This is a genomic window from Tenacibaculum sp. SM2510, assembly GCF_057002845.1.
Genome location: NZ_CP192703.1, coordinates 2,345,841 through 2,362,500, shown reverse-complemented (window position 1 = coordinate 2,362,500; position 16,660 = coordinate 2,345,841). Strand labels below are relative to the sequence as shown.

The window sequence follows — 16,660 nt, the reverse complement described above, 5'->3', positions numbered from 1 at the left end:
ATACCGGGTTGCCCCATTCGGAAATTAACGGATCATAAAATATGTGCTTCTCCCCGTTACTTATCGCAGCTTATCGCGTCCTTCATCGCCTCTGAAAGCCTAGGCATCCGCCATACGCCCTTATTTAGCTTATTGTACTTTTTGCTCTAAACATAAATGTTTAGAACGAGCTCTTTATAATTTATTATAAAAAATATTGTTGTTAGATTTAACTCTAACTCTCTATCTTGATTTCTTTACGATATCATTTTACCAATATGTCAATGAACATGGCGAATCGCCATTGATAAGTATTTTATCAACTTAAATTCTGCAATACTCTTGGAATAAATTTAATTATCCCTAGGCATTGCCTAGTGGAGAATATCGGAGTCGAACCGATGACCTCTTGCGTGCAAGGCAAGCGCTCTAGCCAACTGAGCTAATCCCCCATTATAAAATCCTAGAATACTATTCAGAGATTTGAATGTCGAATCCTCTAATTTCTAGAATTTCCTTTCTAATAAATCGCCTTATAGTAGTCTCGGGCAGACTCGAACTGCCGACCTCTACATTATCAGTGTAGCGCTCTAACCAGCTGAGCTACGAGACTATAATAGCTTATTATTAGTGTTTTTTTAAAATTAACAGCAAAGAGTAAAATTTCCTTTTGTAACTCACCATCTTTCTCTAGAAAGGAGGTGTTCCAGCCGCACCTTCCGGTACGGCTACCTTGTTACGACTTAGCCCTAGTTACCAGTTTTACCCTAGGTCGCTCCTTGCGGTAACGAACTTCAGGCACCCCCAGCTTCCATGGCTTGACGGGCGGTGTGTACAAGGCCCGGGAACGTATTCACCGGATCATGGCTGATATCCGATTACTAGCGATTCCAGCTTCACGGAGTCGAGTTGCAGACTCCGATCCGAACTGTGATATGGTTTATAGATTCGCTCCTGGTCGCCCAGTGGCTGCTCATTGTCCATACCATTGTAGCACGTGTGTAGCCCAGGACGTAAGGGCCGTGATGATTTGACGTCATCCCCACCTTCCTCACGGTTTGCACCGGCAGTCTCGCTAGAGTCCTCAGCATTACCTGTTAGCAACTAACAATAGGGGTTGCGCTCGTTATAGGACTTAACCTGACACCTCACGGCACGAGCTGACGACAACCATGCAGCACCTTGTAAATTGCCCGAAGGAAAAACTATCTCTAGTCCTGTCAATCTACATTTAAGCCCTGGTAAGGTTCCTCGCGTATCATCGAATTAAACCACATGCTCCACCGCTTGTGCGGGCCCCCGTCAATTCCTTTGAGTTTCAGTCTTGCGACCGTACTCCCCAGGTGGGATACTTATCACTTTCGCTTAGTCACTGAACCGAAGTCCAACAACTAGTATCCATCGTTTACGGCGTGGACTACCAGGGTATCTAATCCTGTTCGCTCCCCACGCTTTCGTCCATGAGCGTCAGTATATACGTAGTAGACTGCCTTCGCAATCGGTATTCTAAGTAATATCTATGCATTTCACCGCTACACTACTTATTCTATCTACTTCCGTATAACTCAAGTCAACCAGTATCAAAGGCAGTTCCATCGTTGAGCGATGGGCTTTCACCTCTGACTTAATTGACCGCCTGCGGACCCTTTAAACCCAATGATTCCGGATAACGCTTGGACCCTCCGTATTACCGCGGCTGCTGGCACGGAGTTAGCCGGTCCTTATTCTTACAGTACCGTCAAGGTGGTACACGTACCACTGTTTCTTCCTGTATAAAAGCAGTTTACAACCCATAGGGCAGTCATCCTGCACGCGGCATGGCTGGTTCAGAGTTGCCTCCATTGACCAATATTCCTCACTGCTGCCTCCCGTAGGAGTCTGGTCCGTGTCTCAGTACCAGTGTGGGGGATAATCCTCTCAGACCCCCTACCTATCGTTGCCATGGTAAGCCGTTACCTTACCATCTAGCTAATAGGACGCATAGTCATCTTGTACCCATAAATGTTTAATATAAAAGAGATGCCTCTTCTATACATTATGGAGTGTTAATCTTCATTTCTAAAGGCTATCCTCCTGTACAAGGCAGATTCTATACGCGTTACGCACCCGTCCGCCGGTCGTCATCTGTGCAAGCACAATGTTACCCCTCGACTTGCATGTGTTAAGCCTGCCGCTAGCGTTCATCCTGAGCCAGGATCAAACTCTTCATTGTATATTTTAAATAATATTAATGAATAAGTTTCAAAAGAATTTGTTCTAAATTAATAGAACGTGGTTATTCTACTCTTTGTTTACGCTGTCAATTTCAATATTTTCAATGAACGTGTCGAGTCGACACTCACAAGTATTTTCAACTTGATTATCTTCTCAGACTTTTTGTAGAAATGCTAGATTCGAACTAACTGATTCTTATTACAAAACCATTCCAAAATTTCTCTGATCGTATCGCTTTCTTAAAGCGGTTGCAAATCTATAAACTTTTCTAAAACTGACAAAACTTTTTGAAGTTTTTTTTGAGTTTATTTTTACAACATTTTAATGAACTATTTGCCCTAAATCGGACTGCAAAGATACTCCCTTTAATTTGTATCAAACAAGAAAAAATTAACTTATTTTTTACACTTTGTTGAACTTATCTTAACCAGCATTTTCAAGAACTTTTAGAGTATATCACTCATGCCCTAAAGCATTCGTTTTCCTCTTAGCGGGTGCAAATATAGATTCCTTTTCTAACATAACAACTAACTTTATGAACCTTTTTTTAAAGTATTTTATGCAACCCTGTTATACAACTACTTAACACCTGTTTTAATCTTGTAAATTATTAACTTTGACTTTAAATGCTCTTCGCGTGAGGGATTGAATATTTCGACTACGCTCAATACAAGCTCTTTGTTTGAGCTCTTTTGACCTTTTTTGGTGAAAAAGCGAGCAGTGAAAGCCCGACAATTTCAAAGAAATTGACACGCCATAAAAATAGCACTCATATATATTGTATTAAAAATGGTTTTACAATACCTTTGCCTTTTGAAAATTCTCACTTGTAAGGGAATTAAACATAACCTATATATAATGATTAAAATTACATTGCCAGACGGAAGCGTCAAAGAATTTGAAACAAACAGCACATCAATGGATGTTGCTAAAAGTATAAGTGAAGGGTTTGCAAGAAATGTTATTTCTGCAAATTTTAATGGTACGACAATCGAAACCACTACCCCACTTACCAGCGATGGTTCTTTAATACTATATACGTTTAATGACGAAGGTGGTAAAAAAGCTTTCTGGCATTCTTCTGCGCACGTATTAGCGCAAGCTATTTTAACTTTTCACCCAAATGCAAAATTGACAATTGGACCTGCTATTGACAATGGTTTCTATTATGACATTGATTTGGGAGATGGAACCATTTCTGATAAAGATTTCTCTGCGATTGAAAAGAAGTTTTTGGAATTCGCAAGAGGAAAGCATGAGTTTAAATTACGTTCTATTTCTAAAGCTGATGCCTTAGCTTACTATAAAGAAGAAGGAAATCAATACAAAGTTGAATTGATTGAGAATTTAACTGACGGAGATATTACTTTTTGTGACCATAGTGACTTTACTGATTTATGTAGAGGTGGGCATGTTCCTAATACTGGAATCCTAAAAGCTATTAAAGTGATGAGTGTTGCTGGTGCTTATTGGAGAGGTGATGAAAAGAATAAGCAATTAACACGTATATACGGAGTTAGTTTTCCGAAACAAAAAATGCTTACTGAGTATTTAGAGTTATTGGAAGAGGCTAAAAAACGTGATCATAGAAAATTAGGTAAAGAGTTAGAGCTTTTTACGTTTTCACAAAAAGTAGGTGCAGGTTTACCTTTATGGTTACCTAAAGGGGCTGCCTTAAGAGGTCGTTTAGAAGATTTCTTAAAAAAAGCGCAAAAAAAGGCTGGTTATGAAATGGTGATGACTCCACATATCGGGCAAAAGGAACTATATGTTACTTCTGGACATTATGAGAAATATGGAGCTGACAGTTTTCAACCAATAAAGACTCCTAAAATGGATGAAGAGTTTTTATTAAAGCCTATGAACTGCCCGCACCACTGTGAGGTTTACAACTTTAAACCACATTCTTATAAAGATTTACCAAAGCGTTTTGCTGAATTCGGGACCGTATACAGGTACGAACAAAGTGGAGAATTACATGGGCTAACTCGTGTAAGAGGTTTTACACAAGATGATGCTCATATTTTTTGTACGCCAGAACAATTAGATCAAGAATTTAAAGACGTAATTGATTTAGTACTGTATGTATTTAAATCTTTAGGTTTTGAAGACTTTACCGCGCAGGTTTCTATTAGAGACATGGCGAATCCTGATAAATACATAGGTGATGTTAAAACATGGGAACTTGCTGAACAAGCAATTATAAATGCCGCAACAGATAAAGGTTTAGATTTTGTTATTGAAGAAGGGGAAGCTGCCTTTTACGGTCCGAAATTAGACTTTATGGTTAAAGATGCTTTAGGTAGAAGTTGGCAGCTTGGAACTATTCAGGTTGATTACAATTTACCTGAGCGTTTTGATTTAAATTACAAAGGAAGTGACAACGAATTACATCGTCCTGTGATGATTCACCGCGCACCTTTTGGGTCGATGGAACGATTTATTGCCGTGTTATTAGAGCATACAGGGGGTAATTTTCCTCTTTGGTTAACGCCAGAGCAGGTTATTATACTGCCAATCAGTGAGAAATATCAAAAATATACTAAAAAAGTTTTAACTTTGTTAGAAAATTCCGAAATTCGCGCCCTCGTGGATAACCGAAGTGAAAAAACTGGAAGGAAGATTCGTGACGCTGAAGTAGGCAAAATACCTTTTATGGTAATTGTTGGTGAGAAGGAAGAACAAGATGGCACAGTATCTGTAAGGAAACACGGAGAAGGAGATATAGGAACATTTACAATAGAAGAGTTTATATCTCTAATACAAAAAGAAGTTAGTGAAGTATTGGTTCCTTTTGGAAACTAAAAAAATAGATAATAATTTAAATATATAGGTCATAGCAATTAGAAGAAGAGGCGGACGTAGGCCGCTCAGAGTAATCAAAGAAGATCAACATAGAATTAATGATAAAATTAAATATGTTGAGGAAGTTCGTCTTGTTGGCGAAAACATCGAAGTAGGTGTTTATGCTTTGGAAAAAGCCAAAGAAATAGCACGCGAGCAAGAGTTAGATTTAGTTGAGATTTCACCTAAAGCTGTTCCTCCTGTTTGTAAAGTTATTGATTATAAAAAGTTTTTATACGAACAGAAAAAACGTGATAAAGCTTTAAAATCAAAAGCAACTAAAGTTATTGTAAAAGAGATTCGTTTCGGACCTCAAACTGATGAGCATGATTATGAGTTTAAAAAGAAACATGCTATTAAGTTTTTACAAGAAGGTGCTAAGTTGAAAGCATTTGTTTTCTTCAAAGGACGTTCGATTGTTTTTAAAGAACAAGGGCAAATTTTATTATTAAAATTAGCTCAAGAATTAGAAGATTACGGTAAGGTAGAGCAAATGCCTAAGTTAGAAGGAAAACGTATGATTATGTTTCTTGCTCCTAAAAAGAGTAAGTAAACTAAAATCGTTTATAATATATAAGCAAGATAAACTAAAAAACAAAGATGCCTAAAATTAAAACAAAGTCTAGTGCCAAGAAACGTTTCAAGATAACTGGTTCTGGGAAGATCAAAAGAAAGCACGCGTTTAAAAGTCATATCTTAACAAAGAAGTCTAAAAAACGTAAGCTTGCTTTAAGACACGCAACATTAGTACACAAGTCTGATGTAGCAAACATTAAGCAACAATTAGTTTTAAAATAATATTTTAAAACTAATCTGTTAGCCAGGGAATTTAATTATTAACCATGGAGTTAGGCTCAATTAAGCATCGATATTCGATCGCCTACTACAAAAAACCATTTGAATTATGCCAAGATCAGTAAATTCAGTAGCCTCAAGAAAAAGAAGAAAAAAAATCTTGAAGGCAGCAAAAGGTTACTTTGGAAGACGTAAAAACGTTTACACAGTAGCAAAGAATGCGGTAGAAAAAGCGATGACATATGCTTATCGTGACCGTAAAAACAATAAGAGAAACTTCCGTTCATTATGGATTCAACGTATTAACGCTGGAGCTCGTCAGTTTGGAATGTCTTACTCTCAGTTTATGGGGAAAGTTAAAGCTAATAACATCGAATTGAACCGTAAGGTTTTAGCCGATTTAGCTATGAACAACCCAGAAGCTTTTAAGGCCATTGTAGAAAAAGTAAAATAAGTTTCATATACTTGCTTATACTAAAAACCCAAACTTAAACGTTTGGGTTTTTTTAAACCTATTACATTCAATATTTACATAAAATTCTCATCCATGAAAACTTTAAGAATTCTACTTTTTATTATTATAACGCAAAATATTACTGCACAAGGGCGTTTATCTAAAAATCAAGTAGATTCATTGCCTAACACTATAGAAAATCAGTTTACAAAAATTTATCGACTATCTAATAACTGGCAAGATTATAAGATGATTAAGCGTGTTCGTTTTGTAGGTTTTCAAAAAAACATACTTGACAGTATTTCTGTCATAAAAAAAGATGCAACTGCAAAACAGTTTAAAATAAACGAGCAGCAGAAAAATATAAAAATTCTAGAAGCTGAAATTACTGATTTAAAAAATAATTTATCAGTTTCCATCCAAAAAGAAGATGCTATTTCTTTTATAGGAATACCTTTAAGTAAAGCTTCATACAATACTATTCTTTGGGCTATTATTATTGGCTTACTGATTGGCTTAGCTTTCTTTATTTTTAAATTTAATAATAGCCACAGTATTACTAAAGAGACAAAAGACTTACTAGTTGATGTTGAACATGAACTTGAACAATATAAAAGAAACGCTATTAACAAAGAGCAAAAGTTAAGACGCCAACTTCAGGACGAAATTAACAAACAACGTGGTGTGAATTAATTTTTCAGTCCGATATAAACAACAAACCCCGAGTTAAATAACTCGGGGTTTGTTGTTTATATTTCCATCTAGCTAAAATTACATTAAAACATGTATTTTGTAAAACTATTTTAAAGTAATACAAATGACAGATATAAAAAGAAAACATCATTATGTTTGGAAAGAGTATTTAAGAGCCTGGGCAACGAAAGATGATTTAATTTATACTTATTTTAAAAAAAATAATAAAGTTGCTAAACCAAATTTAAAAAAAATAGCTCAAGAGCTTTACTACTATTCTTCAGAAGAATTTACTAAAAAAGAAAAAAATGACTTAATAAGAATTACACATCAAATATCAGATGAATATTCTTTAGAAGCTAATATTAGTATTCTTTCAGCTTTTAATATCTATTCAGACATTAAAAGAAGTAACACTAATGTAAAAGAAGAAGAACTAAAAGTTATTAAAAACAACTTTATTGAAGACATTCACTCAGACTTTGAAAATTATGGAAAAAAAATAATTAATGTTAAAAGGTTGAAGGATTTGTTCTTTTTAAAAAACAAAAAAGAGCTTTTAAAAGTAATGATTTACTTGTACATCCAACATAGCAGAACAAAAGAGATGAAAAATCGTTTTGAAAAAAACTTCTTTACCTAATAAATACAGCAATGTAATTTCAATGATTTTCGCAATACAAATGGCTAATAAATTAGTATTCGAGAAAAAATTAAACTTTAAACTCTTAATAAATAAATCTGACATTGATTTTATTACAAGTGATCAGCCAATAATAAATCTAATTGATGAAAAAGAAGATGGATCTGTAGATAACCTACTCTATTATTACCCTATAAGTCCTGCCCTTTCTATTCAAATAGATTATGAAATTAGTAATTCAGCATTTGAATCCATAAGCATTGATGAATCTAGAGTTAAGTATTTAAATGCAAAAATATATCAGGGCTCAAACAACTTTATTTTTAGCAATTCTAAAGAGCAGCTATCTAAATACATAAACTGAACGTAACAATATATTAGCACGAGACAAAAGGATTAACAAACCACGAGTTAAAAACTCGGGGTTTATTGTTTTTAATTGAGGCTTGTTTTATGACAATCCTGAAATTACTCCATCACTATCAATACTCATATGTTCTGAAGCTGGTGTTGCTGGTAAGCCTGGCATTCGCATCATTTTTCCTAAAATAGGAATTACAAATTGTGCTCCTGCTGCAATCTCTATTTCACGAACATTAATGGTAAAACCTTCTGGTCTTCCTATTAGTTTATCATCATCAGAAAAGGATTTTTGTGTTTTTGCCATGCAAACTGCAAATTCATTAAACCCTAATCTATCGATTCTTCTTAAATTTAATTCTGCCTTTTTATCATAAGTAACCGCATCGGCACCGTAAATTTCTTTTGCTATCTTTTCAATCTTATCTTTTACAGGGCTTTTCCAATCATATAAAGGCTTAAATTGTGTTGCTTTATTTTCAACAACATTTACCACTGCTTTTGCTAAGTTTTTTGTTCCTTCTCCTCCTTTTGCCCAGCCTTCTGAAACTACAGCTTCAACACCTAGTTTCTTACAAGCACTAATTACAAAACTTACTTCTTTATCAGAATCAGAAATAAATGAGTTAATTGCAACCACTGGTTCGATATTAAATTTACGAATATTCTCAATATGCTTTTCTAGATTTTTAAATCCGTCTTGAACCTTTTGTAAACTAGGTGTATTATATTCTTCTTTTGCCGCTCCACCATGATGGCGTAATGCTCTAATCGTTGCTACTAAAACTACACACTTGGGGTTTAAACCTGCATATTGAGATTTAATATTCAAAAACTTTTCGGCACCTAAATCTGCTCCGAAACCTGCTTCGGTAACTACGTAATTAGATAATGATAATCCCATTTTAGTAGCAATAATCGTATTGGTTCCTTGTGCGATGTTTGCAAAAGGGCCGCCATGAATAATTGCGGGGTTTTCCTCCAAAGTCTGTACTAAATTTGGTTTTATTGCATCTTTTAGTAAAATAGCCATTGCGTCTTGAGCTTTTAAATCAGCGGCAAAAACAGGTTTTTTATCAAAAGTAAATCCGATAAATATATTTCCCAATCGCTTTTTTAAATCATCAAAATTCATTGCCATACAAAGTATAGCCATTACTTCGGATGCTGGCGTAATGTTAAAACCATCTTCACGAGGAATCCCGTTTCCTGTTCCGCCTAACCCAATAGTTATTTGACGCAGTGCACGATCGTTCATATCAATAACTCGTTTCCATAAAATAGTACGTGGATCTATATTTAGGTTATTTGTTTGGCTTTGTAAATTATTATCAATTAAAGCCGCTAATAAATTATTTGCTTTTTCAATGGCGTTAAAATCACCCGTAAAATGAAGATTAATATCTTCCATTGGCACTACTTGTGAATAACCACCTCCGGCAGCTCCACCTTTTATTCCGAATACAGGCCCTAGTGATGGCTCTCTTAAAACTACAGTAGCTTGTTTGCCTATTTTATTTAAACCTTCGGTTAATCCGATAGAAACTGTGGTTTTACCTTCTCCTGCAGGTGTTGGTGTTAATGCTGTAACCAAAACTAAATTATTTTCTTTTATTTTGTCTTCATCAATAAGATGTAAAGGCAATTTAGCTTTGTATTTACCATACATTTCTAAATCATCTTCTTTTACATTTAGTTTGTTAGCGATGTACTTAATATGCTGTAAATCTTTTGCTTGAGCTATCTCAATATCTGTTAAATGCGCCATAGCGAATTGTATAATTTTAAGTTAATCATTTATATAAAAACGTAAAAGTAAATGTACATAATATAATCCCTACAAAAACTGACATTTATTAGCTTTATATAACTAAACTTAGTAGATTCAGATAAATATGGTAAAAGAATTGGCAAATCTTTTTTGAAATACTATATTTGCACGTTTTAAAAAAGAACTCGAATTAAACTATTATAGATGCAAAACAAAGGTCTTATTAAATTATTTGCTGTCCTTTTCGGATTAGTAAGCTTGTACCAACTGTCGTTTACATTTTTTGCTAATAAAGTAGAAGATAGCGCTAAGGTATATGCAAAGGAAAACGTTAAAGATAACAACGGTAGAGAGTTAGCTAGATTTGAGAGGAAATATCTTGACAGCGTAGCAAACGATGAAGTTGTAAATTTAGGCGTTGCTAAGTACACTTATAACGACATCAAGGAGCGTGAAATGAACCTTGGTTTAGACTTAAAAGGTGGTATAAATGCAATTTTACAAGTATCTGTAAAAGATATTTTAGTTGCTTTGGCAAATAACTCTAATAATACTGTTTTTAGAAGTGCTTTAGCAAAGGCTAGCGAAGCTCAGAAAGCAAGTCAAGATAATTACTTAGATTTATTTTTTAGCGAATTCGAAACATTAAGTAACGGAACCGTTAAATTAAGTGATCCTGCAATATTCGGAACGAAGTCTTTACGTGAAAAAATCGACTTTAATAAAACGAATGCAGAAGTAAAGGAAGTTCTTCAACAAGAAATTAATACTTCTATCAACACTTCTTTTGAAGTATTACGTAGCCGTATTGATAAATTTGGTGTAACACAACCAAATATTCAACGTATTGGTAACTCTGGTAGAATTCAAATTGAATTAGCAGGAGCTAGAGATATAGAACGTGTTACTAAATTAATTACAAGTACTGCTGAATTACAGTTTTGGGAAGTATATACCAATGCTGAAGTTCAAAACTTTTTCTTTGCTGCAAATGCAAAGGTTGCTGAATTATTAAAAGATGATTCAACTACTGAGAAAGTTAAAGATTCTACAAAAACTGATGATATCGATGATTTATTAGGTGCATCTTCAGATTCAACTAAGGTTGAAAATCAAAAAAACTTATTTACATACTTATATCCTCGTGTAGCTCAAAACCAACAACAAATCAGCTCTTTAGTTGCAGAAGCTAGAATACAAGATACAGCTAAAGTAAACAGTTTACTTGCTAATAAGAGTGTAAGAGCTTTATTACCTGCAAATTTAAAGTATGTTAAGTTTTTATGGGATTACAAGGCAAAACCTGGTGCTGATGGAACTTCTGAGATTATTGGTTTATATGCCATAAAATCTAACAGAAACGACAAACCAGCTATTGATGGTGATGTAATAGCTGACGCAAAACAAGATTATGACGAGTTAAGTAAACCTGTTGTTTCTATGACTATGAATGGTGTAGGATCTAAAAAATGGGCTAAATTAACTGGTGATAATACTGGCCGTTTTGTAGCTGTTGTATTAGATGATTATGTATATACTGCACCATCTGTTCCTGGGGCAATTACTGGAGGAAGCACTCAGATTTCTGGAGGAACGATGACAGTTGAAGAAGCGCAAGATATTTCTACAGTATTAAAAGCTGGTAAATTACCTGCTCCTGCAAGAATTATTCAAATGGAAGTTGTAGGACCGTCATTAGGTCAAGAATCTATTGATGCAAGTATCTGGTCATTCGGATTAGCTATTTTATTAATCTTAATTTGGATGGTTTTATACTATGGTAAAGCTGGTTTATATGCAAACATTGCTTTATTAGTAAACATCTTATTTATCTTCGGATGGTTAGTTTCATATAATGCGGTATTAACATTACCTGGTATTGCTGGTATTATCTTAACCATAGGTATGTCGGTAGATGCAAACGTAATTATTTTCGAAAGAATTAAAGAAGCCTTAAGAGGTGGCAAAAGTTTAGATACAGCAGTTAGCGAAGGATTTAGTTTTAAAGGAGCTTTATCTGCAATTATCGATGCAAACATTACAACTTTCTTAACAGGTCTTATCTTATTTATATTTGGTACAGGACCAATTAAAGGTTTTGCTTATACTTTAATGTTAGGTATTGCAACTTCATTATTTACTGCAATTTTTATTACTCGTTTATTAATAGACGGATCAGTAAATAAAAAAGCAAACTTAACTTTTAATACAAATATTTCTAAAAACTGGTTTAACAATATCAATATCGAATTCTTAAAGAAACGTAAGTTAGCTTACATCATTTCTGGATTCTTTATTCTTACTGGTTTAGTTTCTATCTTTACTTTAGGATTAAAGCAAGGAGTAGATTTTAAAGGAGGTCGTTCTTATGTTGTTCGTTTCGATCAGCCAATGAACGCTACTGAAGTTGCTTCGTCTTTACAAGGTGCTTTTGAAGCTGCTCCTGAAGTTAAAACTTACGGTTCTGACAATCAGTTAAAAATAACTACAGCTTTTAAAATTGATGAAGAAGGTACTGAAGTTGATGAACAAGTTCAGAATGCTTTATTCACCGGATTAAAATCTTATTTAGGTACTACTTCTTACGAAGAATTTAAACCTGGATTTGAAAAAGCTGGTAGCGGAATTATGAGCTACATGAAAGTAGAGCCAACCATTGCTGATGATATTAAAAAATCTGCATTATGGGCGGTAATCGGTTCATTACTTGTAGTATTCTTATATATCTTATTACGTTTTAGAAAAATGTCTTACTCTATTGGTGCAGTAGCAGCAGTATTTCACGATGTATTAGTGGTATTAGGAGTATTTTCTATCTGTTACAAATTCATGCCTTTTGATATGGAAATCGGACAATCATTTATCGCAGCTATTTTAACAGTTGTTGGATACTCATTAAATGATACCGTAGTAATTTTCGATAGAATTAGAGAATATGCAGGCGAAAGCAAAACATTTACTGCTGGTTTAGTAGACAAAGCTTTAAGCAGTACTTTAGGAAGAACAATAAATACCTCTTTAACTACATTATTAGTAATGTTAGCAATCTTTTTCTTCGGAGGAGATTCTATTAAAGGATTTATGTTCGCATTAATCGTAGGTGTAGTTGTAGGTACGTATTCATCATTATTCGTAGCAACGCCAATTATGTTTGATGCTTCTAAAAAAGAAGACAAAGAGTAACATTCTTATATAGATTACAAAAACCGTTTTGAATAATATTCAAAACGGTTTTTTCATTTACAATCAAGCAACTATCTTTGCAGTCTGATGAAAATTACAAAACTCCACGATTTATACTTTAAAGAATTCATTTCTTCAAATGAAATCTCAACGATTGCTAAAAAATTAGCACAACAAGTAAGAGCAGATTTACCCAAAAATGAAGTCCCTTTATTTATTGGTATTTTAAACGGATGCTTTGTTTTTACTGCCGATTTTTTACGTGCATATAAAGGCGATTGTGAAATTAGTTTTGTAAAATTAGCTTCGTATGAAGGAACAACTTCAACAGACGATGTAAAAAAACTAATCGGTATTAATGAAGATCTAACTAATCGTACAGTTATTATATTAGAAGATATTATTGATACTGGTACTACATTACAGGAGATTTACGAAATCTTCAAAACAAAAAACATAAAAGAATTAAAAATAGTAACACTTTTTTACAAGCCAGATGTATACCGAAAAGAGTTGCCTATAAATTATATCGGAAAAAGTATTGAAGATAAATTTATTGTAGGTTACGGTTTAGATTACAAAGGTTACGGTAGAAATTTGCCTGCTATTTACCAATTAACAACACAACCTAAAATGAAAAACATCGTATTATTTGGCCCTCCAGGTGCCGGAAAAGGAACACAAGCAGATTTATTAAAAGAAAAATATAATTTAGTTCATATTTCTACTGGTGATGTTTTCCGTTTCAACATCAAAAATAAAACAAAATTAGGTTTACTTGCTAAAACGTATATGGATGATGGTAATTTAGTACCTGATGAAGTTACTATTAGTATGTTAAAAGCCGAAGTAGACAGAAATGCAGATGCAAATGGCTTTATTTTTGATGGCTTTCCTAGAACAGAATCGCAAGCAGAAGCTTTAGATGCATTTTTAGGAGAAAAGAACGAACGAATTAACGGAATGGTTGCTTTAGAGGTTTCTGAAGATTTATTAGTTGACCGTTTATTGGAAAGAGGTAAAACAAGTGGAAGAACTGATGATACTGATGAAAGTAAAATTAGAAATCGTTTTAACGAATACAATACCAAAACAGCTATTTTAAAAGACTATTACCAAGAACAAGGTAATTATTACGGGGTAAACGGTGTAGGATCTATAGATGAGATTACACAACGCTTATCAGACGTATTTGATACATTATAAGACAAACGCCATTCCGAATGAAATGAAGGAATCTCTAAACAGATTATTTCGAAATTAGCATTTCTCGTAATGACGTTAATTAACTTAGTGCTGTTTTAAATAAAAACAGAAAACAACTTAGAAACAATGACTGAAGGAAATTTTGTTGACTATATAAAAATCTACGCATCTTCTGGTAAAGGAGGTCGAGGATCAGTACACTTACATCGTGAGAAATTTATTACTAAAGGTGGACCCGATGGAGGTGACGGTGGTCGTGGAGGTCACGTAATTTTACGTGGCGATAAAAGTATGTGGACACTTTTCCATTTAAAGTTTAAACGTCATTTTAGAGCTGAACCAGGAGGAGACGGAAGTGCAAGTCGTAGTACTGGCCACGATGCAAAAGACATTATTGTACCTGTACCACTAGGAACAATTATTCGTGATGCAGATACCGATGAAATTTTATATGAAGTTTCGCATCACGAACAAGAAATCACGTTATTACAAGGTGGTAAAGGTGGTCTTGGTAACTGGCACTTTAAATCGCCAACCAATCAAGCACCACGTTATGCCCAACCAGGTATTGACGGTGTAGATGGATGGTTTCGTATAGAGCTTAAATTGTTAGCTGATGTTGGTTTAGTTGGTTTCCCTAATGCAGGTAAATCTACTTTACTCTCTGTATTAACAGCTGCAAAACCAAAAATTGCTGATTATGCTTTTACTACTTTAAAGCCTAACTTAGGTATTGTAGAACATCGTAATCATAAGAGTTTTGTGATGGCAGATATCCCTGGTATTATTGAAGGTGCTGCTGAAGGAAAAGGATTAGGTCATTATTTTTTACGTCATATCGAGCGTAACTCTGCTTTATTATTTTTAATTCCTGCAGATAGTGACGATATTAAGAAGGAATATGAAATTCTATTAAACGAATTACGTAAGCACAATCCTGAATTGTTAGATAAAGATCGTTTGTTAGCCATTTCTAAATCAGATATGTTAGACGAAGAACTAAAAGAAGAAATTAAACAAGACTTACCAGAAGGTATTGACACCTTATTTATCTCGTCTGTAGCCCAATTAGGTTTACAAGAATTGAAAGATAAATTATGGGATGTGTTGAATTAATAATTTCTATAAAATAATATTATAAAAAGCAACCTCAAATGAGGTTGCTTTTTATTTAATGATTAACTTTCTTTTCCTTTTCTCTACTACATGTTGACAATGCATGAGAAAGTTGTATCAATGAAAAACAAGAGGTAAATGATCAAACTTAATAGAATGTTATACGTGTATTTCTAAGTTAAATATATCGGATGATGAACTACAAGAAGAGATTGAATAAGACTGACCTACCTTATTGTAGTATATAAACAATATTCATTTCTTTTGCAGCCCAACAAAGTTTAATGGAATTGTAAGATAGCTCCATATGAGAGCGTTGCAAAAGCCAAAATTATTTTAATTTAAATTTCAAAAAAGAGGTTTTCGATTACGATTTAGTGGTTTCTAGTTTTTAAGTTGATTTAAGAGTTAGGTAACGCTGTTTTAAGGTTCATTTTTCTTTGTTTTTTTTAGAATTAGACGTAATTATCCTAGGACTTCGATACAAACTATAACACATCGCTTCCATAATATTATGAATATGCATCTTTTTGATTCCTCTATATCTTGCAGTACTACGAGAAAACCATCTTTTAATCCCTCCAGAAATATGTTCTACTGATTAAATCTTACTTTTCCAATTAGTTTGTTAAATCTCTTCTCTGATTCTTTTAAAGGCTCATTCTTATATGCTTTTTTTAGGATACGATTCTTTAATTTCTCTATTTTAATAGGACTTCTTTTTTCTTTGATTGGTAGTCTTTATCTGCTTTCAAAGGAATGTTTTCAGGAAAATCAGCAGTATCCAATACTTGTTCAAGATTAGCTATTTCATTAGCACTTGCTTTTATGGTTAAGATGCCTAAAACTAAACCTTCATTATCTGTAACATGGTCTTTTTTATAACCAAAGCGATATTTACCCCCTTCTTCTTTATCTACACTAGCTGCATACTCTTTAATAACATCAATTTATTTTAGATCTTTTCTGTGTTCTGTTACTTTATAACTAGTTTTTCATTAAGGGTCTAATGAGGTATCTATAGTACTCGCATCTATAATAGCTCCTGTTTTGACAATAATTTAATGAGCTTCTATCTGTCTGTTGATTTATTTGAATAAATGTTAGTAAACCTTTGTGGTCAACATACTACGAAAACGGGATAAAGTACTGTGTGGGGTCTGGAGCTATTTTATCTATATTTAATTCGCAAAACAACTAAAAGAAATACTATCATTAACTCGGTTTTCTACTTCATAATCACTTAAACCATAACAATTTTGAAGTAAACTCATTTTGAAAAGTAATAAACCGTTATAAATAGGTTTTCCTGTAGCTATATTACCTTTTGTATAGTGTATATTTAAAACTTTTATGATTGGATTTCAATTTAATAGTGTGTTGATTTCTGTGAAAAAAGTGC

Annotated in this window: 13 protein-coding genes, 2 tRNA genes and 2 rRNA genes (1 of these 17 running past the window's edge); 10 read left to right on the top strand and 7 right to left on the bottom strand. The window is 33.7% G+C overall.

Features of this window, described 5'->3' with window-relative positions; all coding sequences use genetic code 11:
• The 4 genes from ACQ629_RS10645 to ACQ629_RS10630 form a co-directional block, all read right to left on the bottom strand.
• A 23S ribosomal RNA gene (locus tag ACQ629_RS10645) occupies positions 1-135 on the bottom strand (it extends 2,749 nt beyond the left edge of the window).
• Between the two features lie 222 nt (positions 136-357).
• Positions 358-431: transfer RNA gene (locus ACQ629_RS10640), tRNA-Ala, on the bottom strand.
• Positions 432-518: 87 nt separating this feature from the next.
• A tRNA-Ile gene (locus ACQ629_RS10635) sits at positions 519-592 on the bottom strand.
• A gap of 81 nt (positions 593-673) precedes the next feature.
• Positions 674-2,191 (bottom strand): 16S ribosomal RNA (locus tag ACQ629_RS10630).
• The 16S and 23S rRNA genes sit together here with 2 tRNA genes alongside, the layout of an rRNA operon.
• An 860-nt stretch (positions 2,192-3,051) precedes the next feature.
• Between ACQ629_RS10630 and thrS the strand changes: the two genes are divergently transcribed.
• From thrS to ACQ629_RS10595, 7 genes are all read left to right on the top strand, one after another.
• Positions 3,052-4,998, top strand: a complete 1,947-nt coding sequence (thrS, locus tag ACQ629_RS10625; RefSeq protein WP_483704801.1) for a threonine--tRNA ligase — start codon at positions 3,052-3,054, stop codon at positions 4,996-4,998.
• A 73-nt stretch (positions 4,999-5,071) separates the two neighbouring features.
• A complete protein-coding gene (gene infC / locus ACQ629_RS10620; protein WP_483707211.1) occupies positions 5,072-5,590 on the top strand; it encodes a translation initiation factor IF-3 in 519 nt (172 codons plus the stop codon).
• A gap of 47 nt (positions 5,591-5,637) precedes the next feature.
• A complete protein-coding gene (rpmI, locus tag ACQ629_RS10615; protein ID WP_028887164.1) occupies positions 5,638-5,835 on the top strand; it encodes a 50S ribosomal protein L35 in 198 nt (65 codons plus the stop codon).
• Positions 5,836-5,941: 106 nt separating this feature from the next.
• Positions 5,942-6,286, top strand: a complete 345-nt coding sequence (rplT, locus tag ACQ629_RS10610) for a 50S ribosomal protein L20 (protein WP_483704800.1) — start codon at positions 5,942-5,944, stop codon at positions 6,284-6,286.
• A 93-nt stretch (positions 6,287-6,379) separates the two neighbouring features.
• The gene (locus tag ACQ629_RS10605; protein WP_483704799.1) at positions 6,380-6,979 is read left to right on the top strand and encodes a hypothetical protein; all 600 of its coding nucleotides are present in this window, start codon (positions 6,380-6,382) and stop codon (positions 6,977-6,979) included.
• A gap of 124 nt (positions 6,980-7,103) precedes the next feature.
• Positions 7,104-7,622, top strand: a complete 519-nt coding sequence (locus ACQ629_RS10600) for a DUF4238 domain-containing protein (protein ID WP_483704798.1) — start codon at positions 7,104-7,106, stop codon at positions 7,620-7,622.
• Positions 7,623-7,644: 22 nt separating this feature from the next.
• Complete coding sequence (locus ACQ629_RS10595) at positions 7,645-7,986, top strand: DUF4238 domain-containing protein (protein WP_483704797.1); 342 nt, start codon at positions 7,645-7,647, stop codon at positions 7,984-7,986.
• Positions 7,987-8,073: 87 nt separating this feature from the next.
• Here ACQ629_RS10595 and ACQ629_RS10590 read toward each other — a convergent pair whose 3' ends face one another.
• Complete coding sequence (locus tag ACQ629_RS10590; protein WP_483704796.1) at positions 8,074-9,750, bottom strand: formate--tetrahydrofolate ligase; 1,677 nt, start codon at positions 9,748-9,750, stop codon at positions 8,074-8,076.
• Positions 9,751-9,957: 207 nt separating this feature from the next.
• Here ACQ629_RS10590 and secDF point away from each other — a divergent pair, with 207 nt between their 5' ends.
• The 3 genes from secDF to obgE all read left to right on the top strand — a co-directional run bounded on the left by secDF (position 9,958) and on the right by obgE (position 15,258).
• The gene (secDF, locus tag ACQ629_RS10585; RefSeq protein ID WP_483704795.1) at positions 9,958-12,936 is read left to right on the top strand and encodes a protein translocase subunit SecDF; all 2,979 of its coding nucleotides are present in this window, start codon (positions 9,958-9,960) and stop codon (positions 12,934-12,936) included.
• A gap of 87 nt (positions 12,937-13,023) precedes the next feature.
• The gene (locus ACQ629_RS10580) at positions 13,024-14,142 is read left to right on the top strand and encodes an adenylate kinase (RefSeq protein ID WP_483704794.1); all 1,119 of its coding nucleotides are present in this window, start codon (positions 13,024-13,026) and stop codon (positions 14,140-14,142) included.
• A gap of 126 nt (positions 14,143-14,268) precedes the next feature.
• Entirely contained in the window at positions 14,269-15,258 is a 990-nt protein-coding gene (obgE, locus tag ACQ629_RS10575) for a GTPase ObgE (RefSeq protein ID WP_483704793.1), read from the top strand.
• A gap of 701 nt (positions 15,259-15,959) precedes the next feature.
• On the opposite strand, the gene ACQ629_RS10570 is transcribed toward obgE, so the two are convergent.
• Both ACQ629_RS10570 and ACQ629_RS10565 read right to left on the bottom strand, forming a co-directional pair.
• Positions 15,960-16,199 (bottom strand): transposase, encoded by a 240-nt coding sequence (locus ACQ629_RS10570; protein WP_483707210.1) that lies wholly within the window; start codon positions 16,197-16,199, stop codon positions 15,960-15,962.
• Positions 16,200-16,439: 240 nt separating this feature from the next.
• Positions 16,440-16,559 carry a transposase gene (locus tag ACQ629_RS10565; protein ID WP_483707208.1) on the bottom strand — a complete coding sequence of 40 codons (120 nt, stop codon included), beginning with the start codon at positions 16,557-16,559 and terminating at the stop codon, positions 16,440-16,442.
• Between the last annotated feature and the right edge of the window lie 101 nt (positions 16,560-16,660).

Coding starts and splice junctions, on each gene's coding strand:
- ACQ629_RS10605 (WP_483704799.1), top strand. CDS start 6,380: ATGAAAACTTTAAGAATTCTACTTTTTATTATTATAACGCAAAATATT.
- thrS (WP_483704801.1), top strand. CDS start 3,052: ATGATTAAAATTACATTGCCAGACGGAAGCGTCAAAGAATTTGAAACA.
- ACQ629_RS10600 (WP_483704798.1), top strand. CDS start 7,104: ATGACAGATATAAAAAGAAAACATCATTATGTTTGGAAAGAGTATTTA.
- ACQ629_RS10590 (WP_483704796.1), bottom strand. CDS start 9,750: ATGGCGCATTTAACAGATATTGAGATAGCTCAAGCAAAAGATTTACAG.
- rpmI (WP_028887164.1), top strand. CDS start 5,638: ATGCCTAAAATTAAAACAAAGTCTAGTGCCAAGAAACGTTTCAAGATA.
- ACQ629_RS10595 (WP_483704797.1), top strand. CDS start 7,645: ATGATTTTCGCAATACAAATGGCTAATAAATTAGTATTCGAGAAAAAA.
- rplT (WP_483704800.1), top strand. CDS start 5,942: ATGCCAAGATCAGTAAATTCAGTAGCCTCAAGAAAAAGAAGAAAAAAA.
- obgE (WP_483704793.1), top strand. CDS start 14,269: ATGACTGAAGGAAATTTTGTTGACTATATAAAAATCTACGCATCTTCT.
- ACQ629_RS10580 (WP_483704794.1), top strand. CDS start 13,024: ATGAAAATTACAAAACTCCACGATTTATACTTTAAAGAATTCATTTCT.
- secDF (WP_483704795.1), top strand. CDS start 9,958: ATGCAAAACAAAGGTCTTATTAAATTATTTGCTGTCCTTTTCGGATTA.